The following is an 18209-nucleotide window of genomic DNA, read 5'->3' as shown; positions in this document are numbered from 1 at the left end:
CGGAGAACCCCCGCGATGATCGTCGTGAGAGGGCATCGGCGGCGGCCCTTCGCGATCACCGGGCAAAATCCGCGCGCCCTACCCGAACCCGCCCTCTACGATCACCTGGCACGACTGCTGGAGGGGCGGTAATGCTTGACGACATCGAGAACGGCGCAGCGGCAGCGACGCGGCTCGCGGGAGGTGCGCCGCTTCACAGCACGCTTGACGTCGCCAGCCCCGCCGACTGGCTCGCGCTGGACGCGGGAGTGCGCGAGGTGACCTGGCACCACGCCCGGTTCCTGCCCGGGTGGGGGTACTCGGCCTCACTGCCCGCGGACGTCCCTCAGCTCGGCGAGTCCCGGCTCGCACTCGCCCTCTGCCACCGCGACGGGCGGATCCGCGGACCCGGATGCGAAACTGCGCACCTGGGCCGCGCGATCAGCACAGCGCTGGCATCCGTCGCCGGTCGCGTCGCACGGCAACGCGGAGGTGCGTGAACTGCTCGACCGGAGCCAGCACCTCTTCAGCGACGACACGCTGCGCCGGCGCAAGTGGGAAGCCGGGCTGCACAGCTGAGACCGCACCACGTGGCAGCACTCTGCTCGACGCTCACCGCCCGGCAGTCCGGGCGACAGCACGCCTGCCATGGCGACAACCATCGTGCGCCGGTTCGTTCTTCGATTCCGGTGATCGGCCGGGACAGGGTCCGGTCGGTCTGGGCGCACTGGCACGCGTGCCGACCGCAGCGGGAACGCCCGGCGGGATCAGATGCCCATGGAGGCCATCTCGATCGGGGAGCGATAGTTGGCCGCGGCGGTGACGACGCACGCGCGGTACGTCCGGTCGTTCTTGACTACGAGGAAGTAGTCGCGCAGGTTCTTCCAGTAGTTGACCAGATAGCCGAGTCCGGGCACGAAACCGGCCGGGCGCGGCACGAGCGCGAACGCCTCGCTGCACTTGAGGATCTCGCCGGTGGCCGTGGACAGGACGTCGGCCACTTCGGCGTTCATGTTCCAGCCGGCTGCCAGTTCGGGCGTCCAGATGGCGCCGGCGATCGCCCGCAGTTGCTCCTGCTCCTCGAGGCTCGGGTCGCTCAGCGCGATCGCCCGCGCGGTCACCGGCGCACTGGCCGACGGTCTGTCGGCGGCTGCCGCGGCCGGTCCCGTCCAGGCCGCCGCGACCACGATCGCTGTCAGCACGACTGCGACCCGGGTCTCTCGGCTTCCTCTGCGCCCGCTGCCTGATGTCACCATGTGCCCCTCCCGTGGGATGAGTGCCCCCGGCGCGGGGCCGTACGAAGGTGACATGGAACAGACAAGACGGTCAACGGTGACAATGCGCCACGCGGCTTCGCTCACGTCGACACGGTCTGCCTGGACTTCCCGCGCGGCGACGGACGGCGTCACCCATCCCGAACCGGTCGACCTCGCCTTCGGCACCCGCACCTCGCTGCGCTCGGCGTGCGGGCCGGCGTCTCGATCGCCGAACGGAACCGCCGCCGGATGGCGACGCTGAGGCCGTTACCAGCAGCCGGAGGCGGTTCGAGCCGACCCACCGGCCCACGGGTCGCGGCCACCGGTTCGGTGCGATCACCGCCAGGATCGCAACGGGTCCGCCCGCCACCGTGGCAGGCGTAGTCCCCTGCCGGGCAGACCAGGGCGCGTCGGTCCGTCAGGTCCGGGTTGTCGCGGTCACGGCTCGTCCAGCCGCTCGCTCCACCGCTGAGACGCCGTCCCTCATCGACACGTTGCCGTCCGACAGCACGGCGACGAGGTAGTGGTGTCCGTCCACGGTGACCCGGCCGACGCTGTTGACATCCCAGAGCCCGGTGGTCGTGCGCTGCAGCCAGCCGTTCTTCAACGCGTAGTCCGATCGGGAGACCGCCGAGACTCCCCACGCCTGATCGTCCGCGACGCGGGTCATCAGGGTCCGGATGTAGGCCCGGGAGTCCTTGTTCAGCGGAGAGTCGGTCTTGGGCTTCGTGGCACCGTCGAACACGGAGAACAAGAGCCTGATCTGGTCACTCGCCGTTGTCTGGGTCAGCCCCCACTTCGTGCCGGGGCCGCCCTTGGTCGAGGTCAAACCTATGCGCTTGTTGGCCTCTCCGAGGCCCGAGGCCCCGCCGATCTCGCGCCACAACGTGTTCGTCGCCGCGTTGTCGCTGTTCCGGATCATCGGTTCGGCCAGTGCACGTTCTGGGGCGGTGAGGTGCCTGCCCTTGTCCTGGGCCTGCAGCAGCAGTGTCGCCAGAATGTCCACCTTGACGATGCTGGCGGTGTCGTACGGGGCGTCCTCGCCGTCCAGCAGCGGCTTCCGGCTCCCGCCGTCGAGACTGAGGGCCGCCGCTGTCACGCGTACCTTGCTCGGGCGCTGCTTCGTGGCGTTCACACCGGCCGTGGCGTGGGACTGCGCCGACGGCGAGGGCGCGGGCGCGGCGACCGCCGGCGCCACGTGCATCCCGCCCAGGGAGACGAGGGCCGTCACCGAGGCCAGAAGCACGCCGGCGCAGGCACCGGCACGGCTGCTGGCCCTTGACACGCACTTCGAACGCGGAATGTGACGCGGATACGACATCGCAAGCAGACCTCGGCAATTGGATCACAGAATTGAATTCAAATGCCGAGAATATGAGAAATTCGGGCCATGAGAAGTGGCCCCGGTCACTGCGATCCGGTTGAGCACGGAATTGTGAGCAAGTCCATAGCGTCCTGTCCGGCGTCGACGCGGCCGCCGGGGCGTCGTCCACCGACTACGTGGGCAGCTCGACGCGGCGCGAGCCGCGGTGACACAGATCGTCAACTGATCGGTTCTCACGGGGCTGGTCGCCGCGATCTTGCTGCGTAGGGTTTCAGGCAGGCGGGGTGCGGCATTCGCTCACTCCGCCCGCTGTCGCGCCGAGTGTTCAGGCGCATCCCCGAGTGGAGGAATCACATCCATGCGCGCCCTTGTGGTCGATCACGGCGAATCCGGCCCCGTCCGCTTCGCCGATGTCGATGACCCAGTGCCGTCCAGTGACGAGGCGTTGGTCGAAATACGGCACATCGGTCTCAACTTCGGAGAGCTGAATTACGTGGACCAGTGGCCGGCCGGCGCTGTGCACGGTCATGACGCGGCCGGCGTCGTGGTGCGCGCCGCGTCCGACGGGTCGGGGCCACCGGAAGGTACGCGTGTCGCCCTGGGGATGACTTCCCACGCGTGGGCGGAGCGGGTGGCGGTCAGCCCCGCCTCGCTCGGCACGGTCCCGGAGTGCGTGGATCTGGCGGACGGTGCCGCGCTGGGGATCGCCGGGGCCACGGCACTGCGGGTGCTGCGCAAGCGTTCCCTGCTGGCGCGCGATGTGCTGGTCACCGGTGCCAGCGGGGGCGTGGGGCACTTCGCCGTCCAGTTGGCGGCGCTGGCGGGTGCCCGGGTGACGGCCCTCGTGGGTTCGCCGAACCGGGCTGCCGGGCTCCGCGAACTCGGGGCTGACAAGGTGTTGTCCGACCTGGCCGAGGTCGAGCACCGGTTCGACCTCGTCCTGGACACGGTCGGCGGGCCGCTGGTCGCCCGCGCGTGGAACCTCCTCGCCGAGGGCGGCACCGTCCATCTCGTCGGCTACTCCTCGGGGCAGGACACCACGTTCCCGTCAGGGGCCTTGTTCGGCTTCGGAGAACCCCGCAGCATCGCCACCTTCGGCGACATGACGCCGACCAGCGAGGAGCTGACGGACCTGCTGGACCTCATGGCCGCCGGGAGGCTCTCGGCACCGGTCGGACTGCGAGGCGACTGGCGGGACGTGGGCGACGCCGTCCAGGCGCTGTTCGCGCGGAGGGTGCACGGGAAGATCGTTCTTGACGTGCTCTGACGCGCGTCGACGAGGATGGGGCGATGGACGTACTAGCAAAGGCCCTGCGTGTATCGGGTGCGCGAGGTGCGCTCGGGGTCGTGCTGAAGGCCGGAGGAACCTGGGGGCTGCGGCTGGACCCCTGTCACGGAGCGGCACTGCATGTGGTATCCCGTGGCACGATGTGGCTCCATGTCCCGGGTGAGGAACCCTCGAAGGTGCAGACGGGAGACGCCGTCCTGTTGTCGCCGGGCACCTCCCACGGGATAGCCGGCGGCTCCGGTGCGACGATGGGTCCCTGTGACCAGGAGGCGACGATCCGGGCCCTCACGGACGGCAGCGCCCTGCAGTTGGGCTCGTCGCCGGCGCAGACGGAAGTGCTCGTCCTGCGCTACGAGCAGGATCCGGAGGTGAGTACACCGGTGCTCACCTCCCTCGCCCGGCCGATGCACGTGACGAGCCGGGAGAACGCACAGTTCAGAAAGACCGTCGAGCTTCTCACGGCGGAACTCGCGCAGCCGCAGATCGGCACCACCGCCGCCGTCAACAGCATCGTCGATCTCCTGCTCGTCCAGTTCGTACGCGTCTGGTTGGCCCGCCACCCGGAGAAGCGGTCCGGCTCATGGCTGGGCGCGATGCGTGATCCGGTCGTGCGCGACGCCCTGGCATGTGTCCACGCCCGGCCGGAACACCCCTGGACCACCGAGTCCCTGGCGGCCGCGACGGCGGTCTCCCGGACTACGCTGTCCAGGCACTTCCGGTCCGCCCTCGGACAGACCCCGGGCGCGTACGTGACGCAGTGGCGCATGGACCTGGCGTCCGTCCGGCTCCGCGACACCGACGAGCCGGTCGAGTCGATCTCCGGCGCGGTCGGCTACGCCTCTCCGCACGCGTTCAGCCGCGCCTTCCGACGCGCCCGCGGCCTGCCCCCGGGCGAGTACCGTGCTCGACTGCGCGCGTCGTCGCGGGTACGCGATCACCGACAGACCTGAGCACGAGCGCGGGTCGGGGGGCGCGGCCATGCTTTCGTCGGACAGCTCGGACGGCACGGACATGGCGGTGATCAGGCGATGTCACGGTGTTGACGGTGCGGTGGCGCGCAGGAACGCGTCGGTGAGGATCTCGCAGGTCGCATCGAGGTCGGGCAGGTCCAGCTCGGACGACTGGCCCAGGGTGGCGCGGACCATCAGGTGGAAGACCAGTGGCCCGATCATCTGGTGCAGGAGCAGGGGGATGGGCAGCTCGCGCAGGCGGCCGGCGGCGATCTGCCGATGCCGGCGACGCCGATCAGGGATTCCAGGCCCAGGAAGGTGTCGGCGCCGTCGTCGCCATGTTCCTGGGCAACCCGCTCTCCGGCCTGACCTCCGGCCCCCACTGGCTGCCCGATGCCTGGGCGACCTTCGGGCAGCTGCTGCCCCGGGCGCCTCGGGCAGCCTCCTGCGTGCCAACGCCTTCTTCGACGGCACCGGCGCCCCCTCCCCCGCGCTCACCCTCGCCGCCGGGGTCGCCTTCGGTCTGCTAGTCATCCTCGTCGCCGACCGCCGCGGACTCCGCTCCTCCCGCCCCGTCGACCACAACTGACTCCTCCCGGGGGCCGCTGGCTGCGGCCGCCCGGGAAATCACCGTCGCACCCATCCGTATCGGTGGATGCTTGCCAAGAGCTGATGAATCGGAGGTTCCTGCGGTGAGCGAGCAACTGCCCGGCGGCACCGAACTGTCGCCCGACGAGGTCGAAGCCCTTCACACCAGGTGGTCATCCTGCTGGACCCCGAGTCGGGTCGCGCAGCAGTTGGCCGGGATCGGCACACCCTGGTACGTGGCCGCGGGATGGGCACTGGACCTGTTCCGCGGTCGGCAGACACGCGCGCACGGGGACATCGAGATCGCGATTCCGGCCGCGAGCTTTCCCGAGGTGCGCGATCGCTTCCCCGGGTTCGTTCTCGACGCGGTGGCCAACGGCCGGATCTGGGAGGACGCGGCACCGCAGGTGCTGGGCGCCGTACACCAGACCTGGGTACGTGATCCCGCCACCGGCAACTACCTGCTCGACGTGTTCCGCGAACCGCACGACGGCGACACCTGGATCTTCCGCCGCGATGAGAGGATCCGGCTCCCCTACAGCGAAATCGTCCACCACACCCAGGACGGCATCCCGTATCTCGCACCCGAACTGGTCCTGCTGTTCAAGGCCGGGCACCCCCGCCCGAAGGACCGGGCGGACTTCGACGCGTCCGTCCCGCACATGACCTCGACCCAGCGCGAGACCTTGGCCGCGCTGCTCGCCCGAACACACCCGGGGCATCCCTGGCTCACGGACCTGTAGATCCCGCTTCCATCGGCTGACGGATCGAGTCGCGGCCGGATCTGAAGTCGCCGCACGCGCTTCGGTCCGGTCCTGTGGCAACACCGGCCTGGCCCCCGGTTGAAGCCGATCCGCTCCTACGACCGCGGGGTGCTGTCCGAGCGCCACGCGGTGAGACGAGGGTGCCCCGGCAGTTCGGCGCGGCCGGTGGCCCACAGCAGGGTGAGCCAGGGGTCCGCGCCGACCGGAGCCTCTGGAAACAGACGGGCGAGCAGCCGCGAGCAGAGCGCGGAGGGCGGGCTCCAGGCAAGCCCGAAGCCTTCCGCCACATCGTGCATGTGCACCAGTGTTTCCTGCAGCCCCAGGGCCGCGAAACCTTCGGGGTCGGACACCCCGGCGGCGTGGTGGGCGCGGACCCGGGCCGGCGTCGTACGCACCATGGCGACCAGCAGCGCGCCGCACGCCTCCAGCACCTGCACCAGGCCGGCCGGGCCCGCGTCGCGCTCCGCGTGGACGAAGACCGGGGGGCCGTCCGGCCTCTTCCGGCTCAACGCGAAAGGCACATGGGTGTCCAGAGGCGGGCTCTGCGGTCCCAGTTGCACGGCGTAGTACAACAGGTCGTTGGCGAGGTGCTCGACGGTCTCCCAGCAGTCCCACTCCAGCGAACCTGCCTTGCCGTCCCATCCGTTCGGGGGTGCGTCCCGAAGGACGCCCACGGCGAGCCGCACGGCGAGATCGACGTCGTCCGCGGTGACGGGAGACACGACTGATCCGGAATCGACTGATCGAGACATGACAGCACCGTATCGCGAGGGGGATGGCACCGAGCACCGTGTCGGCCGGTGTCAGCCCCAGGTCTTGGCTGCCGGTTCCTTGATGGTGCGGTTGATCCGGTTGAAGAAGTTGGTCAGCGCGATCTCCAGGTTGATCGCGCCGAGCTGCTCTTCGGTGAAGTGGATGGTGGCCCCGTCCCAGATCTCGTCGGTCACGCCCGGCGCACCGTCCTGCAGCCGCGTGGCGGCCTCGGACAGTGCCAGGGCCGCGCGTTCCGCGTCGGTGTAGAACGGTGCCTCGCGCCACGCAGCGACATGGTGCAGCCGCTCGTCGGTGTCACCGGCCCTCTTCGCACCGGCGACACTGGCGTAGACGCACGCCGAGCAGCCGTTGATCTGACTGACGCGCAGGTGGACCAGCGCGAGCAGCTTCGGGTCGACGCCTCCGGCGGCGATCGCCTTCTGGAGGTGCTGGATCGCGGTCCACACGTCCGGGTTACTCGGGTTCTTGTTCTTGAGGCGGTTTTCCATGGGGAGTGTTCTCCTTCATCCAGTTACGTCGCCACGCTCGTGCGCGTCATCCCTATGACGGAGCAGCTTTCACGGAGGTAACAACATGGCCGGCACTCATCCCACGGACCCGATCGTCGATGCCTTCGAGTCCCACCGTGACCGGCTCCGCTCCGTCGCCTACCGCGTGCTCGGGTCGCATGCGGATGCGGAGGACGTGATCCAAGAGGCGTGGCTGCGTCTGTCCCGCCAGGACGCCGACACCATCGACAACCTCGGCGGCTGGCTGACCACCGTGGTCGGCCGCATCAGCCTCGATGTCCTGCGGTCGGGCCGGACTCGTCCAGAGGTCTCCTTCGACGCCCGGCTGCCCGAATGCGTCGTGACGCTCGACGACGCTCCGGGTCCGCAGGATCTCGCGGCACTCGGGGACTCCGCCGGCCACGCTCTCCTCATGGTCCTCGACGCGCTGCGTCCCGAGGAGCGACTGGCGTTCGTGCTGCACGACGTCTTCGCCGTGCCCTTCGCGGAGATCGGCGGCATTCTCGGCAAGTCCGCCGACGCGACGAAGATGGCCGCCAGCCGCGCCCGCAGGAAGGTACAGGCCGCCGAGCGGCCGGCAAGGGCGGGGCGGCAACAACGTGAGGTGGTGCGGGCGTTCCTGGCGGCGGCACGCGACGGCCGGTTCGAGGAGTTGCTGCGACTTCTGCACCCGGACGTGCGCTTCACCGTCCGGACTCCGGAAGGCACGTTCGTCACGCTCGGGGCCACCGAGGTCGCCACCCGCGCGCGCGTGGCCGGCAGCTCGGCACGAGGACATGCGGCGACCGTCAACGGCCGCCCCGGCGTGCTCTCCTGGAGCGAGGACGGCACTCCGCTCTCCCTTCTTGTCTTCACGGTCACCGACGCCCGCATCACCGGGATCGCCGCCGTGGTCGACCCGGCCGAGCTGGCTCTCATGGGGCTGCCGGATCCGGTGTGACGCCTTCGGCGGGCTGCGACCCGGAGGGTCGCACCATGAGCAGGGGGCGTCCAACCGGTTGTACGAAGCGGCATTTCCTGCCCTCGTCCAGGGGCCGCTACGGTCCGATTCATGGATCAGACTCTTCCTACCGCAGAGGACATCACGGCCGCCTTGCGTGCCGGTGAAGTGACCTCGGCAGAAGTGACCGACGAGGCGATCGCCCGAATCGAGCGGGACGACAAGGCGATCAATGCCATCTGTGTACCGGACTTCGACCGTGCCCGGGCCGCTGCGCGCCGCGCCGACCAAGCGCGCGCCCGGGGGGAGGACAGGCCACTCCTCGGCGTTCCGGTCACGGTCAAGGAGTGCTACGACATCGCCGGGATGCCGACGACTTGGGGCATGCGGCAGCACCGGGACTACATGCCGGCCGAGGACGCGGTGCAGGTGTCACGGCTCAAGGCCGCGGGTGCGGTGGTGCTCGGCAAGACCAACGTGCCCTTCGGGCTGCAGGACATCCAGAGCTTCAACGAGATCCATGGCACCACCAACAACCCGTGGGACCACGGCCGCACCTCGGGTGGATCATCCGGCGGCTCGGCGGCGGCCCTGGCATCCGGGTTCGGCGTACTGTCCATCGGTTCCGATCTCGCCGGTTCGCTGCGGACACCCGCACACTTCTGCGGCATCTACGCACACAAGCCGACGCTCGGACTGGCGGCGACCCGCGGGATGGTCCCGCCGCCCGGGCCGGCCCTCCCGGTCGAGCACGATCTCGCCGTCGTCGGTCCGATGGCGCGCAGTGCCCGCGACCTCTCCCTCCTGCTCGACGTCATGGCCGGACCGGATGCGCTGACGCTGGGCGTGGCGCACGACCTGGCCCTGCCGCCCCCGCGCCACGAACACCTCCGCGACTTCCGGGTCCTCGTCCTCGACGAGCATCCGTTCATTCCGACCGGGTCTGCCGTGCGGGCGGGCGTGCAGCGCGTGACCGACGCGCTCGTCGACGCCGGCGCCCGCGTCGAACGGCACAGTCCGCTGCTGCCCGATCTGACCGAAGGGGCTCTGCTCTACACGCAGTTGTTGTTCTCCGGTTCCGTTGCGCGCTTTCCCGTCGAGTCGTACGAGCAGTTGCGGGTGCGGGCCACCGGACTGAGCGCGGACGACCTGAGTCTCGACGCGGCACGGTTGCGGGCCATGGTGTTCAGCCACCGTGACTGGATCGAGGCGAACAGCCGTCGCGAGGTCCACCGCCATGGCTGGCGGCGGCTCTTCGGGGAGTTCGACGCCGTGGTGTGTCCCATCACGCCCACTCCGGCGTTCCCCCACGACCACAGTCCCGATCCGCGAGAGCGCCGGATCGACATCGACGGCGTCGAGTACCCGTACTTCGACCAGCTTGTCTGGGCCGGTGTGGCCACCATGCCCGGCCTGCCCGCCACCGCCGTACCCGCGGGCCGGTCGCCCGAGGGGCTGCCGGTGGGGGTGCAGCTCATCGGCCCGATGTTCGAGGATCGCACCCCGCTGCGGCTGGCCGAACTGCTGGAGCACGAGATCGGCGGCTTCCGGGCGCCGAGGTAGGGCGTAACCACCTCGCCGGTCCTCGCGTGCGATCGCCGCCGTGCCGGCTCGCACGGCCAGCACGGGCTCGGCCGAGGCAGGCTCCGACTCCCCCACCGGGTCCGCGACGAACCGCATCAGGTCGGCGACCGCGAAGGCACCGACTCAGGCGACCGGGCCGGGCCCCCGTGGCCAGCACCCTGGTACGGGTCCGGTGCGGAACGTCGGGATGGCCGACCGGGGTCCGGGCGGCCGTCCGGGCGGAGACCCCGGCGAGCCGAGCGGTCCGGACGGGGTCAGTCGTGCCGGGCTGCCCACGTGCGACGGTGTCGTCGCTCGGAGTCCAGCCTGGCAAGACCCATTGGCATCGATAACATCCTCTGCCATAGTTCCCGCCAACACCTACCTCGAGTGAGCGGATCTCACTCGCCCATGCAGTAGCCGACATCGAGGAGACCGAGCGGCAGCGGGATGGCAGCGATAACACCTCGCGGAGGAAGGCGTCGGGAACCGGACGCCGGAACCGTAGGCGTGGTGCCGCTTGTCAAGCGCTCGGCCCCTCGTGACCCGGTACCTCATCCCACCCGAGGAGGAAGTCAGCCAGTGGACACCAAGGCACCCTCGCCCTCTCGCCCACCCGGACGCACCGGCCGCAGACGAGTGCCCCATCCCGGCGCCGTCGTCGCGGCGCTGGGCCTCACCATCGGCATGCTGTCGACCGCCGCCGTCCCCGCGGGCGCGGCCCCGCCCCGAGCCGTCTCCGCCCCAGCGCCGGCCGGGACGCCGGTGGAGCTGAGCCGGGGCGACCTGACCGTCACGGTGGCGAAGGAGTTCCCCCGGATCATCTCCTACCGGTTGGGGCAGCGCGCTCTCGGCGGTCAGGCGACCGCGCTGGACAGCTTCACGGTCAACGGCGAGGTCCACCGTGCCTCCACCACCATGAAGGCGGAGGGCAGCAGGGCGACCTACACCTCGATCTTCGAGGACCTGCCCGGTCTCACGATCACCTCCACGATCACCGTCACGAAGGACACGACGGTCGTCTTCGCCGTCGAGAAGGTCTCCGGCAAGGCCGCTTCGACCGTGCGCACCCTGGCGATCCCCGGTCAGTCCCTGGTCTCCGTGGACTCCTCCGACCCGGGCGCCAACCTCGCGCGGACGAAGATCTCCACGGATTCGACGACGACCGCCGACCGCTTCATCCCGATCACGGCGGACACGTCCCCGGACAAGGAGCCGGTCGGCACCCCGTACGCGTTCGTCGGCAACACGCAGCTCTCGGCGGGCATCATCACCAACGCGACCGAGGACTCGCCGCAGGACGACAACACCAACTGGAACACCCGACTGCAGTCCCGCATCGTCGACGCGGGCGACGGCCGGCGCCGGGCGGAGCTGTCGGTCGGCACCTACACCTACCACCCGGCCGGGGCCACCGACCCCCGGGTCGACACCTACGAGCTGCCCCGGGCCACCGTGGTCCTCGCCGCCGACGCCAACAGGGACGGCTCGGTCGACTGGCAGGACGGCGCCATCGCCCACCGGGAGCACATGCGCGGTCCGCTCGGTGCGGAGCGGGTGCCCGAGCGCGTGGTCCAGCGGATCCCGTTCAACTTCGCCAGCCAGGCCACGAACCCGTTCCTGAAGACGCTGGACAACACCAAGCGCATCTCCATGGCCACCGACAACCTCGGCCAGTGGGTGCTGGAGAAGGGCTACGCGAGCGAGGGTCACGACTCCGCCCACCCGGACTACGGCGGCAACGAGAACGTCCGCGCGGGCGGCCTGGAGGACTTGAACCGGCTCACTCGGACCGGCGCGCACTACAACGCGGACTTCGCCGTGCACGTCAATGCCACGGAGGCCTACGCACAGGCGAAGACCTTCAGCGAGGACATGGTCGCGGGACAGGCCGACGGCTGGGACTGGCTCAACCAGGCCTACCACATCGACCAGCGCAAGGACTTGGGCACCGGCGCCGTCCTCGACCGGTTCAAGCAGCTCCGCAAGGAGTCGCCGGGCGTGAAGACCGTCTACATCGACGCCTACTACTCCAGCGGCTGGCTGGCCGACGGTCTGGCCGCCGGACTGCGCAAGATGGGCTTCGAGGTCGCCACCGAGTGGGCGTACAAGTTCGAGGGGTCCTCGGTCTGGTCGCACTGGGCCGCCGACAAGAACTACGGCGGCGCCACCAACAAGGGCATCAACTCGAACATCATCCGGTTCATCGCCAACGCCGACCGCGACGTGTGGAACATCGACCCGCTGCTCGGCGGCGCCAACGTCGTCGAGTTCGAGGGATGGACCGGTCACGACGACTGGAACGCCTTCTACCGCAACATCTGGACCGACAACCTGCCGACCAAGTTCCTCCAGCACTACCAGGTGATGGACTGGGAGCCCGGCACGTCGGCGAAGCTCACCGGTGGTGTGGGCGTGGTGTCCGTCGACGGTGAGCGGCGGATCTCCATGGGAGACGCCGAGGTCCTCCGGGGCGACACCTACCTGCTGCCCTGGGGCGACTCGAAGAAGGACGACGGCACTTCCTCGCCCGGCGACGCCGACAAGATGTACTTCTACAGCGGCTCCGGCGGAGAGCACACCTTCGAACTGACCGAGCAGTTCGCGGGCAACAAGAACTTCACCCTCTACGAACTCACCGACCAGGGACGGGCGGAGAAGACCCGGGTGAAGGCCCGCGACGGACGGGTGACCCTCACCGCCGACAAGGGGCAGCCCTACGTCCTCGTGCCCAACGGCGGCAGGGCGCCGCACCGCACCGCCCACTACGGCGAGTACACCGGGCTGTCCGACCCCGGCTTCAACGGCGGGAATCTGGACGACTGGAAAGCACGGGGAGGCGCGGAGATCGTCCGGGCCGACAACGGCGACAACGTGGTGCGCCTCGGCGACGGTGCCTCCGGCATCTCGCAGCGGGTCCGCGGCCTGACCCCGGGCAAGCGGTACTCGCTCGGTGCGGACGTCGAGATCGGCCCCGGGGAGCGCCGGGCCACGACGCTTCGGGTGCGCGGCGGCAAGGACACGGCGACGAGGACCTTCGACATCACACCGGCGCGCAACAGAATGGCCGCCGACGAGAAGCGGGACACGTACTCCCAGCGGGCCTCGGTCTCCTTCACCGCGCCGCGCGGTGGCACGGTCACCGTGGAGCTGGGCGCAGTCCCGGGCAGCGCCCCGGTCGTGCTGGACGACGTACGCGTCATGGCGGACACCACCGCGCCCCTCCCCCGCGGCAAGGACGGCACCGTCATCGCCCACGACGACTTCGAGGGCAACCAGCCCGGCTGGGGTCCGTTCGTCAAGGGCGACGCCGGGGGCGTCACCGACCCGCGCACGAGCATCAGCGACCTGCACGCGCCCTACAGTCAGAAGGAGTGGAAGAACACCTACTCCCCCTACGACTCCGGCACGTTGAAGGGGAAGGCGGTCGACGACGTACTGGCCGGCCGGCACTCGCTGAAGTCGCACTCGGAGAACACGGGGCTGGTCCACCGCACGATTCCCGCCACGGTGCCGTTCGAGGAGGGTCACACGTACCGGGTGTCCTTCTCCTACCAGACCAACATCGAGGGACAGTGGGCCTGGGTGACGGGCGCGGACCGGGTCGCGGACGGCGCGACCACCTCCCGGGACATCACCCGTGACGTCCTGGATCCGGCGCTGGACACGGCGGCCTACTCCCGTGAGATCGTCGCCGGCTGCGGGGACACCTGGGTCGGGCTGCGCAAGCTCGGCAGTGCCCGGGGCACCGACCTGGTCATCGACGACTTCACCGTGACCGACCTGGGCAAGGCGGAGACCGGGCCCGCCTGCGCCGGTCTCACGGCATCGGAGGGCGCCGAGCTGAGCCCGGGCGTACCGGGCGAGTACGTCACGACGTTCACCAACCACGAGTCCGCCGACGTCGTCAACGTCGGCATCGCGATGAAGGGCCTGCCCGAGGGCTGGAAGGCCGAGGTGAAGGAGAAGGACGGCAACCTCTTCGAGGGCGTGAAGCCGGGCGCGACCGTGCGCACAGCCTGGCTCCTGACCCCGCCGGCCGGCTCGGCGGAGACCTCCCCCGCCTGGAAGGTGACCGCCGCCTACGCCCACGGTGGAGACACCAAGACCGTCTCCGCCGACGCGCGGGCCGCGGTGACCGACGAGCCCGTCGTCCCACCGGGGTCGACGACCGCGACCGCCGACTCGGAGAACACCTCCTCGGGGGACGGCGAGGGGCCGGTCTCCAACGTCCTCGACGGTGACGCCGGCACCATCTGGCACACCGACTACACCGCGTCCCAGGCGCCGTACCCGCACTGGGTGACGCTGAAGCTCGACGGCGCCGCCGACGTCGACGGGTTCGGATACCTGGGCCGGCAGAGCGGCGGGCAGAACGGACGCGTCGGCGACTACGAGGTCGCCGTGTCGGACGACGGCAAGGACTGGACGACGGTGGCCGACGGCACGCTGAAGGACGTCCCGCAGACACAGCGGGTCTCCTTCGACCGGGTGCGCACCTCCTACGTCCGGTTCACCGCACTCAACGCGCTCAACGCTCAGCCCTACGCGGCCGCGGCGGAGATGCGCGTGTACGGGGTGCCCGTGGACCTTCCGACGGGCTACCCGCCGGGCGAACGCCCCGCCGACAACCGCTAGTCGACGACCGCAGGCCGACGGCGGTGCGCTCCCCCGAGGCAGGGAGTCGCACCGCCGTCGGCCGAGGTTCCGGGCGGGGCGGAGACGTCAGTCGAAGGTCTCGACGTACTCCTCGGGTGGTCCGAGCTCCGGGCGGTCGTGGAGGGTGACGCGGTCACCGAGGCGTTCGAGTTCCAGCACGGTCAGGGTGTTGTCACCTGGCCCCAGGAGCGGGCCGGGCAGGTAGAGGGTGGTCTGCGGACCGATCTCCCAGTAGCGGCCCAGCAGGGTGTCGTTGACCCAGAGGAAGCCCTTGCCGAATCCGGGCAGGGCGACCCACGCGTCGGCCGGTTCGGTCACGGACAGGACCGCGGTGGCGAAGCCCGCCCGGCCGTCCGACGGGGCCGCGGCCGCGGCGCGGGCGACATCCCGTGACGTCCACCGGTCGAGCGGCAGCGGGCGCATCGTCCAGCCGTGCACCAGTCGGCGCTCCACCCGTACGCCGCCGAGGATGCCCTTGCCCTGGCCGAGCAGCGGACCGTAGTTGATCCGCCCCTGGTTCTCCACCAGCAGGGCCAGCCGGACGCGTGCTCCGGTGCCGGGGACGGTGAACGAGGCGCTCTCACGGTCCAGTACGGCGACGGGGGCGTCGTCGACGAACACCTGCGCGCGGTCGTGCAGGCCCGTGACGGTCAGTTCGTGGTGTCCCGGCGGCAGCAGCGGTGTGGCCTCGTAGAGCACCAGGCCGGAGGCCAGGGAGAGTTCCTCGAAGCTCAGGGGCAGGGGTGCGTGAACCGGCCGGGCCGTCGCGCGCAGCGCGCCGAGCAGGGACGCGTGCCGGGCGACCGGGAGTTCGCGGGACGTCAGCAGCGGCGGGTCGGCCGGCAGGGGGCGCGGGGTTCCCGCGCCGTCGAGCGCGGTCAGCTTCTCCCGCAGGGCGAAGAACTTGGGTGTCAGCGCGCCGTTCTCGGCGATGGGGGCGTCCGAGTCGTAGCTGGTGACGGTCGGCTGGATGCGGTCGCCGTCGTGGTTGGCGCCCGCCCACAGGCCGAAGTTGGTGCCGCCGTGTGCCATGTAGAGGCTCACCGAGCCGCCCTCGTCGAGGATGTCGCCCACGGTCTCCGCCGCGCCGGGCGCCGGCCGGACGTGGTGCTTCTCGCCCCAGTGGTCGAACCAGCCGTTCCAGAACTCCGCGCAGAAGAAGGGCTCCCCGGGACGGCGGGAGCGCAGCAGTTCCGCGGCCTGGGCGGGGCGCGAGCCGAAGGTCGCCGCGGCCAGTTCGCCGGGCAGCGCGCCGCCGTCCTGCATCAGCGGAGTCGGCCCGTCGGCGGTGTAGAGCAGTTCGCGGACGCCTCGGGCGACGAGGGCGTCGCGCACGTGGCGGACGTAGGCGTGGTCGTCGCCGTAGCTGCCGTACTCGTTCTCGATCTGCACCGCGACGACCGGTCCGCCCCGGCCGGCCTGGAGGTCCGCGATGCGCGGGATCAGCTCGTCGAACCAGCGGTCGACCGCTTCCAGGAACGGGCCGTGGGAGGCGCGCAGGCGCATGCCGGGGGTTCCGGTCAGCCAGGCGGGCAGGCCGCCGTTGTCCCATTCGGCGCAGATGTAGGGGCCCGGCCGCACGACGACGTCCAGGCCTTCCTCCTGGGCGAGCCGGACGAACCCGGCCAGGTCGCGGGGGCCGTCGAAGCGGATGTCGCCCTCGGTGCGCTCGTGGAAGTTCCACGGGACGTAGGTGTCGACCGTGTTCAGGCCGAGGGCCGCCAGCCGCCGGAGCCGGTCGGCCCAGTGCCCCGGATGGACCCGGAAGTAGTGCAGCGAGCCCGCCAGGAGGCGGTGCGGGCGTCCGTTGCGCAGCAGGGCGCCGTCGGCGTGGGTCAGGGCGGCCGTCGCGGGCGCGGCAGCCGGAGAGGACGTGGTCATTTGACGGCTCCAGCGGTCATGCCCGCGCGCCAGGACCTCTGGAGCGCGAGGAAGGCGATCAGGAGGGGGACGACGGACACCAGCGACCCGATGACGACCAGTGGCGGCGGCACCGCGACGTGGCTGGCGTTCCAGCCGACCAGGCCCACGGTAACCGGCTGCAGGCGGTCGTCGCCGAGGACCATCGCGGGCAGCAGGTAGTTGTTCCAGATTTCCACGAACTGGAACAGGAAGATCGTCACCAGGGCGGGCAGCATCATCCGTACGCCGATGGTCCGGAAGATGCGGAACTCGCCGGCCCCGTCGAGCCGACCGGCCTCCAGGACCTCGTCGGGCACGGTCTGTGCGGCGAAGACCCGGGAGAGGTAGACCCCGAACGGGCTGACCACGCTGGGCAGCAGGACGGCCAGGGGGTTGTCGATGAGGCCGACGCCGGAGAACATCAGGTAGAGCGGCAGCGTGAAGAGCACCTTGGGGATGAGCACCGCCGCCAGTACCACGCCGAACAGGAAGCCGCGGCCGGGGAAGCGGTACTTGGCGAGGGCGAAGCCGGCCAGCGCGGAGAACGCGGTGCCGAACAGGGCGCCGACGCCGCAGTACAGGACGCTGTTGAGCATCCAGCGCCAGAAGATGCCGCCGTCCTGGCTGCTGAGGCGGGCGATGTTGTCCAGCAGGCCGAAGCCGTCGAACCACAGGCCGGTGCCGGTGAACTGGTCGCCGAAGGGCTTGGTGGCGGACACCAGCAGCCACCACAGGGGGAAGAGGAAGTAGAAGGCGGACAGGACGAGAAGTGTCGTGACCGTCATCCGGCTGGGCAGGTCGGTGTCACGCCGTGCGCGGGCGGCGGGCGTGCTGGTGCTCTTCCTCGTGCTCGTGCTCGTGCTCGTGCTCAGGAGGCTCATTCCTGCTCTCCCCGGCTGGTCAGTTTGAAGAACGCGAACGACACGACGCCCACGAGTACCGCCAGCAGCACCGACTGGGCCGCCCCGTACGGGTAGTTGCCGGCCGCGACCGCGTTCTGCGCGGACATGATCGGGGTGAAGGCCGACGACACGGCACCGTCGGAGACCGGCTGGAGCACCGCCGGCTCGTTGTACAGCTGGGCCGAGCCGATGATGGAGAACACCGAGGTGAGCACGAGCGCGCCGCGCACGGCGGGCACCTTGATGCTCCAGGCGATCCGGACGGCCGAGGCCCCGTCCACCTTGGCGGCCTCCAGCACCTCCGCCGGGATCGACTGCAGCGCCGCATAGATGATGATCATGTTGTAGCCGGTCCAGCTCCACGTGACGATGTTCGCCACCGACCACAGCACCAGATCGCCGTCGAAGAACGGGATGCTGATCCCGACGGGATCCAGCAGCCGGTTGATCGGGCTCGACTGCGACGAGTACATGAACGACCAGACCAGCGCGGCGCTGACGCCGGGGATCGCGTACGGCAGGAAGCTGGACAGTCGGAAGAAGCCCTTGCCCCGCGCGGACCGGGAGTCGATGAGCAGGGCCAGCAGCAGCGCCGCGCCCAGCATGAGCGGCACCTGGACCACGCCGAAGAGCGCGACGCGGCCGAGGGAGTCCAGGAAGGCGCCGTCGTCGAGGGCGCGCGCGTAGTTGGCGAGCGGGTCGAAGACCTTGGTCGGCGCGGTCAGCCCCAGCCCCGACCTCTTCACGGTGTAGAGGCTCTCGAACGCCGCGTAGACGATCGGTGCGATGTACATGGCGGCGAACAGGACGA

Annotated in this window: 14 protein-coding genes and 1 pseudogene; 7 read left to right on the top strand and 8 right to left on the bottom strand. The window is 70.3% G+C overall.

Going from position 1 to position 18209, the window contains the following annotated elements; genetic code table 11:
• Positions 1 to 746: 746 nt before the first annotated feature.
• On the bottom strand, positions 747 to 1181 hold the full coding sequence (locus BJ961_RS17570) for a hypothetical protein (RefSeq protein WP_333782082.1): 435 nt from the start codon (positions 1179 to 1181) through the stop codon (positions 747 to 749).
• A gap of 472 nt (positions 1182 to 1653) precedes the next feature.
• Positions 1654 to 2556, bottom strand: a complete 903-nt coding sequence (locus tag BJ961_RS17565; protein ID WP_271413785.1) for a serine hydrolase — start codon at positions 2554 to 2556, stop codon at positions 1654 to 1656.
• Positions 2557 to 2917: 361 nt separating this feature from the next.
• Between BJ961_RS17565 and BJ961_RS17560 the strand changes: the two genes are divergently transcribed.
• Positions 2918 to 3826, top strand: coding sequence for a zinc-binding dehydrogenase (locus BJ961_RS17560; RefSeq protein WP_271413784.1), 909 nt, complete (start codon positions 2918 to 2920; stop codon positions 3824 to 3826).
• Positions 3827 to 3849: 23 nt separating this feature from the next.
• On the top strand, positions 3850 to 4797 hold the full coding sequence (locus BJ961_RS17555) for an AraC family transcriptional regulator (protein WP_271413783.1): 948 nt from the start codon (positions 3850 to 3852) through the stop codon (positions 4795 to 4797).
• Between the two features lie 81 nt (positions 4798 to 4878).
• Here the strand turns inward: BJ961_RS17555 and BJ961_RS17550 are convergent, their stop codons facing one another.
• Complete coding sequence (locus tag BJ961_RS17550) at positions 4879 to 5019, bottom strand: hypothetical protein (protein ID WP_271413782.1); 141 nt, start codon at positions 5017 to 5019, stop codon at positions 4879 to 4881.
• Between the two features lie 95 nt (positions 5020 to 5114).
• On the opposite strand from BJ961_RS17550, the pseudogene BJ961_RS17545 reads away from it, so the two are divergent.
• Both BJ961_RS17545 and BJ961_RS17540 read left to right on the top strand, forming a co-directional pair.
• Positions 5115 to 5386 (top strand): annotated as a pseudogene (locus BJ961_RS17545) (hypothetical protein); the annotation flags it as partial.
• Positions 5387 to 5489: 103 nt separating this feature from the next.
• Positions 5490 to 6128 (top strand): nucleotidyltransferase domain-containing protein, encoded by a 639-nt coding sequence (locus tag BJ961_RS17540; RefSeq protein WP_271413781.1) that lies wholly within the window; start codon positions 5490 to 5492, stop codon positions 6126 to 6128.
• 116 nt (positions 6129 to 6244) lie between these two features.
• On the opposite strand, the gene BJ961_RS17535 is transcribed toward BJ961_RS17540, so the two are convergent.
• Positions 6245 to 6901: a hypothetical protein gene (locus BJ961_RS17535; RefSeq protein WP_271413780.1), complete on the bottom strand. Its 657-nt coding sequence runs from the start codon at positions 6899 to 6901 to the stop codon at positions 6245 to 6247.
• Between the two features lie 51 nt (positions 6902 to 6952).
• Positions 6953 to 7411: a carboxymuconolactone decarboxylase family protein gene (locus BJ961_RS17530; protein WP_271413779.1), complete on the bottom strand. Its 459-nt coding sequence runs from the start codon at positions 7409 to 7411 to the stop codon at positions 6953 to 6955.
• An 85-nt stretch (positions 7412 to 7496) separates the two neighbouring features.
• On the opposite strand from BJ961_RS17530, the gene BJ961_RS17525 reads away from it, so the two are divergent.
• The 3 genes from BJ961_RS17525 (at position 7497) to BJ961_RS17515 (ending at position 14573) form a co-directional block, all read left to right on the top strand.
• On the top strand, positions 7497 to 8372 hold the full coding sequence (locus tag BJ961_RS17525) for a sigma-70 family RNA polymerase sigma factor (protein WP_271413778.1): 876 nt from the start codon (positions 7497 to 7499) through the stop codon (positions 8370 to 8372).
• A gap of 111 nt (positions 8373 to 8483) precedes the next feature.
• The gene (locus BJ961_RS17520) at positions 8484 to 9935 is read left to right on the top strand and encodes an amidase (protein WP_271413777.1); all 1452 of its coding nucleotides are present in this window, start codon (positions 8484 to 8486) and stop codon (positions 9933 to 9935) included.
• Between the two features lie 582 nt (positions 9936 to 10517).
• On the top strand, positions 10518 to 14573 hold the full coding sequence (locus tag BJ961_RS17515; RefSeq protein ID WP_271413776.1) for an endo-alpha-N-acetylgalactosaminidase family protein: 4056 nt from the start codon (positions 10518 to 10520) through the stop codon (positions 14571 to 14573).
• Between the two features lie 87 nt (positions 14574 to 14660).
• Here BJ961_RS17515 and BJ961_RS17510 read toward each other — a convergent pair whose 3' ends face one another.
• The 3 genes from BJ961_RS17510 to BJ961_RS17500 are packed head-to-tail and all read right to left on the bottom strand — an operon-like array spanning position 14661 to position 18192.
• Positions 14661 to 16475 (bottom strand): glycoside hydrolase family 35 protein, encoded by a 1815-nt coding sequence (locus tag BJ961_RS17510; protein ID WP_271413775.1) that lies wholly within the window; start codon positions 16473 to 16475, stop codon positions 14661 to 14663.
• Positions 16472 to 17377, bottom strand: coding sequence for a carbohydrate ABC transporter permease (locus BJ961_RS17505; protein WP_271413774.1), 906 nt, complete (start codon positions 17375 to 17377; stop codon positions 16472 to 16474). Before BJ961_RS17505 ends, BJ961_RS17510 begins: the two co-directional genes overlap by 4 nt.
• Positions 17374 to 18192 (bottom strand): carbohydrate ABC transporter permease, encoded by an 819-nt coding sequence (locus BJ961_RS17500; protein WP_271417072.1) that lies wholly within the window; start codon positions 18190 to 18192, stop codon positions 17374 to 17376. The genes BJ961_RS17505 and BJ961_RS17500 overlap by 4 nt, the downstream gene beginning before the upstream one ends.
• Positions 18193 to 18209: the final 17 nt, after the last annotated feature.

The sequence above is a fragment of the Streptomyces lienomycini genome (assembly GCF_027947595.1).
Taxonomy (GTDB): domain Bacteria; phylum Actinomycetota; class Actinomycetes; order Streptomycetales; family Streptomycetaceae; genus Streptomyces; species Streptomyces lienomycini.
Note: the sequence above shows the minus strand (reverse complement) of the source record. Positions and strands in the feature narration are given on the sequence as shown.